4 protein-coding genes are annotated in these 4558 nt (G+C 53.2%); 2 read left to right on the top strand and 2 right to left on the bottom strand.

Going from position 1 to position 4558, the window contains the following annotated elements; translation table 11 throughout:
* Nucleotides 1–161: 161 nt before the first annotated feature.
* Both metK and ACSZO1_RS21725 read right to left on the bottom strand, forming a co-directional pair.
* Nucleotides 162–1316 carry a methionine adenosyltransferase gene (gene metK / locus ACSZO1_RS21730; protein ID WP_437616371.1) on the bottom strand — a complete coding sequence of 385 codons (1155 nt, stop codon included), beginning with the start codon at nt 1314–1316 and terminating at the stop codon, nt 162–164.
* A 239-nt stretch (nt 1317–1555) separates the two neighbouring features.
* Nucleotides 1556–1729, bottom strand: a complete 174-nt coding sequence (locus ACSZO1_RS21725) for a hypothetical protein (RefSeq protein ID WP_437616369.1) — start codon at nt 1727–1729, stop codon at nt 1556–1558.
* Nucleotides 1730–2159: 430 nt separating this feature from the next.
* Here ACSZO1_RS21725 and speA point away from each other — a divergent pair, with 430 nt between their 5' ends.
* Nucleotides 2160–4136 (top strand): biosynthetic arginine decarboxylase, encoded by a 1977-nt coding sequence (speA, locus tag ACSZO1_RS21720; RefSeq protein WP_437616367.1) that lies wholly within the window; start codon nt 2160–2162, stop codon nt 4134–4136.
* Between the two features lie 214 nt (nt 4137–4350).
* Nucleotides 4351–4530, top strand: coding sequence for a hypothetical protein (locus ACSZO1_RS21715; RefSeq protein ID WP_437616365.1), 180 nt, complete (start codon nt 4351–4353; stop codon nt 4528–4530).
* Nucleotides 4531–4558 lie beyond the last annotated feature (28 nt).

Genomic DNA, 4558 nt, shown 5'->3' with positions numbered 1-4558 from the left:
ATTCAGGCAACCGTCTGTGGTGTTTGCAGAGCTAAGATTGGCGGCTTAGCGTTGCACTTCGGAGTTGAATCCGCCAGATAATGATTTTTTCGGGAATGGAGTGCAGGCAGGGATAAAAAAAAGGAGCCATAATGGCTCCTTTTGGTGGGAGACAAGGTCGCTTATTTCAGACCCGCAGCCTCGCGCAGTTGCGCAGCTTTGTCGGTTTTTTCCCACGGGAAGTGCTCACGGCCAAAGTGACCATAAGCCGCAGTTTCACGGTAGATTGGGTGCAGCAGATCCAGCATCTGGATCAGGCCGTATGGACGCAGGTCGAAGAACTCGCGTACCAGCAGAGTCAGCTGCTCGGTAGAGACTTTCTCAGTACCGAAGGTTTCCACCATGATGGAGGTCGGTTCTGCTACGCCGATAGCGTAAGACACCTGGATTTCACAGCGATCCGCCAGACCCGCCGCTACGATGTTTTTCGCCACATAACGTGCCGCGTAGGCTGCAGAACGGTCCACTTTTGATGGATCTTTACCGGAGAATGCGCCGCCGCCGTGACGTGCCATACCGCCGTAGGTATCGACGATGATTTTACGGCCAGTCAGACCACAGTCACCCATTGGGCCACCGATAACAAAACGGCCGGTCGGGTTGATAAAGAATTTGGTGCTGCTGTTCAGCCATTCAGTTGGCAGGACCGGCTTGATGATCTCTTCCATCACCGCTTCCTGCAGATCTTTCTGACCAATCTCTTCTGCGTGCTGAGTGGACAGCACTACCGCATCGATACCGACAATTTTGCCGCCATCATACTGGAAGGTCACCTGGCTTTTCGCATCAGGACGCAGCCATGGCAGTGCGCCATTCTTGCGCACTTCAGCCTGGCGCTGTACCAGACGGTGTGCGTAAGTCACTGGCGCAGGCATCAGTACGTCGGTTTCGTTGGTGGCATAGCCAAACATCAGGCCCTGGTCGCCCGCACCCTGCTCCAGTGGATCGGTACGGTCAACGCCCTGGTTGATGTCCGGAGACTGTTTGCCAATTGCGCTTAACACCGCACAGGAGTTAGCGTCAAAGCCCATATCAGAATGGACATAGCCGATTTCACGCACTGTCTTACGGGTGATCTCTTCGATATCAACCCATGCGCTGGTGGTGATCTCACCGCCAACCAGAACCATACCGGTTTTGACGTAGGTTTCGCAGGCCACGCGTGCTTTCGGATCCTGTTCGAGGATGGCGTCCAGCACGGCGTCGGAAATTTGGTCGGCGATTTTATCAGGATGTCCTTCTGATACAGACTCGGACGTAAAAAGGTGTTTAGCCATTTTAATCTTTACCTTACTTAAACGGGTTAAATTACAACTGCATAGCGGGAGAAAGATCAGCCTGACTCCACGCCCCCTCAGGCAAAGCCGTGAGCAGTTCATTTGGTGCAGGCAATCCAGCCAGGCGATATCTGACAGGATGACAGCGGCATAGCAGTCCAGAAAATAAGCCAGTGATACTTTGTGGATATAGACGGATTAACATCTGGATGGCTATTCTAGGTTACTCTCCGAGCGAATTACCAGTCCTTTTTGTTATCGGCTGCTTTCCCCTGCGCTTTGTAGTGGAAAATTTTCCTGACAGCGCCCACAACCAGCACATTTTCACTTTGCAATTTGCCACGTTCGGCTGTATAAAACGCCGCTGCCTTTTTGGCGCGCAACATCCGCCAGAGCACGGTTCTGGTTTTCACCCCTGACTCCGTTTTTCCGCGTGCTTAACCGGCATGTGTGGAGGTGATACGAGTAATGAACCACGTTTTCGCATTGTGCGGTTCGCAACGCCACTCTGGCGTACTTCAGTCCCTTTCTGTTTCTCCGTCCCTTTTGCTCGCCCGTCGAAGTTATCTTCGCTTCGGTAATCTGCACGACACCTGCGCTGGTTAATCTTTTGCTACCTTTGGCAAGGGCGCTCTCAGGTTGCTGAGGGCTGACTGACGTTTTTTCTGACCCGTGTTACGGAGTTCGGCGACGTGTTTCATACTGAGTATTTACCCCAGCCTGCATGGATGGCAATTCAGTCATTTATGCTGGGTGTATCGACAGCTGACGCCTTGTTCTGGCAGGATTCAGCTGCGATAGTGGTTAACAGTTCCGCATCATTACAACAATTTGAGGTTCGCGATGTCTGACGACATGAAGATGATTAAGGGTTCGTCAGCAGGTGAACAGGGTGTACTCCGCTCAATGCAGGAGGTGGCCATGAGCGATCAGGACGCGAGCAAGATGCTGCGCACTTACAATATTGCCTGGTGGGGCAATAACTACTATGACGTGAACGAACTGGGTCATATCAACGTGTGTCCGGACCCTGATGTCCCGGAAGCGCGTGTGGACCTGGCGAAGCTGGTGAAAGAGCGCGAGGCCGATGGCCAGCGTCTGCCAGCGCTGTTCTGTTTCCCGCAGATCCTGCAGCACCGCCTGCGTTCCATCAACGGCGCGTTTAAACGCGCGCGTGAATCGTATGGCTATAAAGGGGATTACTTCCTCGTTTATCCGATCAAAGTGAACCAGCATAAGCGCGTGATTGAGTCGCTGATCAACTCCGGTGAACCGCTGGGCCTTGAAGCCGGTTCCAAAGCGGAACTGATGGCGGTACTGGCGCATGCCGGCATGACGCGGTCGGTGATCGTCTGTAATGGTTATAAGGATCGCGAGTACATCCGTCTGGCGCTGATTGGCGAGAAGATGGGGCACAAGGTGTACCTGGTGCTGGAAAAAATGACCGAAGCGAAGATCGTGCTGGAAGAAGCGGAGCGCCTGAATGTGGTGCCACGCCTCGGTATCCGCGCACGTCTGGCGTCGCAGGGTTCCGGCAAATGGCAGTCGAGCGGCGGTGAGAAATCGAAGTTTGGTCTGTCCGCAACTCAGGTCTTGCAGCTGGTGGATATGATGCGCGACGCGGGCCGTATCGACAGCCTGCAACTGCTGCACTTCCACCTCGGTTCGCAGATGGCGAATATCCGTGATATCGCCACCGGGGTACGTGAGTCCGCGCGCTTCTACGTTGAACTGGCGAAACTGGGCGTCAATATTCAGTGCTTCGACGTGGGCGGTGGCCTCGGCGTTGACTACGAAGGCACCCGTTCACAGTCTGACTGCTCGGTGAACTACGGCCTTAACGAATACGCCAACAATGTGATTTGGGCAATTGGTGACGCCTGCGACGAACATAATCTGCCGCATCCAACGGTGATCACCGAGTCCGGCCGTGCCGTGACTGCACACCACACCGTGCTGGTATCGAATATTATCGGTGTTGAGCGTAACGAATTCAGTACGCCGCACGCGCCAGCAGAAGACGCACCGCGTCCGTTGCTGAGTATGTGGGACACCTGGCAGGAGATGCACGAGCCGAACAATCGCCGCTCGCTGCGTGAATGGCTGCATGACAGCCAGATGGACCTGTTTGATATTCATACCGGTTATTCGGCGGGCACCTACGATCTGAGCCAGCGCGCCTGGGCGGAGCAGCTGTATCTCAGCATCTGCCACTATATTCAGCAGCATCTCGATCCGAGCAACCGTGCGCACCGCCCGATTATCGATGAGCTGCAGGAGCGTATGGCGGATAAGATTTACGTCAACTTCTCGCTGTTCCAGTCGATGCCGGATGCGTGGGGGATCGATCAGCTGTTCCCGGTCCTGCCGCTGGAAGGGCTGAATAAATCGCCGGAGCGCCGTGCAGTGCTGCTGGATATCACCTGTGACTCTGATGGCACCATCGATCATTATGTGGATGGCGACGGTATCGCTACCACCATGCCAATGCCGCAGTATGACGTGGATAATCCACCGATGCTGGGCTTCTTCATGGTCGGTGCTTACCAGGAGATCCTCGGAAATATGCACAACCTGTTCGGTGATACCGAAGCGGTGGACGTGTTTGCTTTCGCGGATGGCAGCGTTGAAGTGCAGCTGTCTGATGAAGGCGATACCGTGGCGGATATGCTGCAGTACGTACAGCTGGACCCGCAGGAACTGCTGACGCACTTCCGTAATCAGATCAAAAAGTCCGACCTTGATGAAGAGCTGCGCGCGCAGTTCCTCGAAGAGTTCGAAAGTGGTCTGTACGGTTATACTTATCTGGAAGATGAGTAATTAATATCTTAGGTCTGAGTGTCGCAACGGCACTCAGGCCTTTCTGTTAAAAGATATCTCTCGCTGATTAGCATTATGCTATGTCGTCGTCATTTCAACATTTCCGGTTGCTGGTTAAGTTTAACTTATTGATTTTAAATCATATTTTCATTTAATCTTTTTCTGCGAATTGCCGATACCTATTCCACCCTTTTGGGTTAAATGGATTTTTGTGATGAACAAAAAACGAGTGTATGGCTACGCCTTTGTTGGTGTCATCTGCCTGCTGATCGCTTTTGGCAGAATGTTCAGTAATTTGTCAGAGCCTGGCATGGGCTTCTTTTCCTCCATCATTTCTATTGTCTCTGGTTGGCGGATTCAACTCCGAAGTGCAACGCTAAGCCGCCAATCTTAGCTCTGCAAACACCACAGACGGTTGCCTG

The organism is Erwinia sp. V71 (genome assembly GCF_965644245.1).
In the GTDB taxonomy this organism is placed as follows: Bacteria; Pseudomonadota; Gammaproteobacteria; order Enterobacterales; family Enterobacteriaceae; genus Erwinia.
This window is presented reverse-complemented; position numbering and strand designations above follow the sequence as displayed.